General features: G+C 50.6%; 1 protein-coding gene. It reads right to left on the bottom strand.

What is annotated here, in order from left to right; all coding sequences use genetic code 11:
* Nucleotides 1-67: 67 nt before the first annotated feature.
* The coding region (locus tag C7J97_RS14585) for a recombinase family protein (protein ID WP_242983541.1) at nt 68-1,732 on the bottom strand (1,665 nt) is incomplete at its 5' end.

Genomic DNA, 1,732 nt, shown 5'->3' with positions numbered 1-1,732 from the left:
AGCAGAGTTCCCATAAAACAGTATTTGCAAAAGTTCCCGCAATGGGGCAGATTTGGCGTGACTTCGGTCACGCCTTTTCTTTTGCTTCCAGTTCATCCAGAGGGATATACCCCAGCCCATCATACTTAATATGGATGTGCTGCACCCGCTTTCCGCTGGACTTATCCGGGGCATCCACATAGATAGCCGACACCAGTTCACGGAGAGCATAAGGGGTGAGTTCTTCAATATGAACGTACTTGTGCGCTTTCTGGACGAACTTCTCAATATTCTCGATCTGCTGTTCCTGTACTTCGATTTCCTGATGGATAGAGAGGGCTTCCTCTTCCAGATGCTTCTGTTCGGCATCGTAGCTCTGGCTCATCATGTCAAAGCGTTCATCGCTCAGCTTTCCGCTGGCGTTATCCTCGTAGATTTTCATGAACAGCCGTTTGAGGTCTGCAATCCGCTTCTCATTCCGGGCAAGCTGCTTCTTTAGGACGGTCAGCTTTTCGGTGCTTTCCACCCGAAGCTGCTCCTCCATGACCTTGCGAAAGTAGTCTTCATGACGGAGAATGTAGTCCGTCACCCGCTGAACATGACTCAGTACACGTCCTTCCAGAACCTTTACCCGGATGAAGTGTCCCTTGCACTTGCTCCCGTTCTTCTTGTGCAGAGAGCAATCAAAGAAGTCTTGACTGAAGTCCCTGTTGTTGGACGAACCATATTGCATCTTAGAACCGCAGTCAGCGCAGTAGACCATACCGGAGAAAATGCTGCTCTTGCCTGTCCGGGTCATGCGGTGACGCTGGTTACGAATCTCCTGAACCTTTTCAAACACATCATCGTCAATAATGCGCTCATGTGTATCTAGGAAGATAGCCTGATTTTCCACAGGATTCAGATGTCTCTTTTTATCCCAGATAGAGTTAGTATAGGTCTTGAAGTTGACTGTGCAGCCAGTGTACTCCCGGCGTTCCAGAATCAAACTTACTGCTCTTTTATCCCAGCGGTAAGGGTCTTCCGGGGCAGGTGCGTTTGTACTCCGGCCATGGCTCAACTTGTAGGCGGTAGGAGTCAGAACTTTATCTGCCCACAGTTGGTTCGCAATTTGGGTCGGCCCACGTCCCTCCATGCACACGGAGAAGATGCGCTTCACAATCGCAGCCGCTTCCGGGTCAACAAGCCAATGCTTCGGGTTCTCCGGGTCTTTCACATAGCCGTAGGGGACATTGACCGTCAGCGGTACTCCACGCTCTCCCTTGGCCTTCTGGACAGCCCGAATCTTGCGGCTGGTATCGCGGGCGTAAAACTCGTTGAACCAGTTCTTAATGCCCGCAAAATCGTTGTTTACGCTGTTCGGGTCAATGGTGTCGTAATTGTCGTTAATGGCAATGTAGCGAACGCCATACTGGGGAAAGGTGAAGTTTGTGTACAGACCCGTCAAGGCAGAGTTGCGCCCCAGTCGGGACAGGTCTTTTGTGATAACGATTCCTACACGCCCTGCTTCGATCTCGACCAGCATACTCTGAAAGCCGGGGCGGTCATAGTTCGTGCCAGAATAGCCATCATCAACAAAGAACACCGGGTTCGAGAAGTGGTTCTTTTTAGCGTAGTCCAAAAGGATATCCTTCTGGTTCTCGATAGAAAGGCTTTCGCCGAGTCGCTCGTCCTCCTGCGACAGTCGGCAGTAAAGTGCGGTGATTTTATTCGTTGCTCCAGACATTGTTGTGTCCTCCTTATTCTGTGGAGC

This window comes from Faecalibacterium prausnitzii (genome assembly GCF_003324185.1).
Taxonomy (GTDB): Bacteria; Bacillota; Clostridia; order Oscillospirales; family Ruminococcaceae; genus Faecalibacterium; species Faecalibacterium prausnitzii.
Note: the sequence above shows the minus strand (reverse complement) of the source record. Positions and strands in the feature narration are given on the sequence as shown.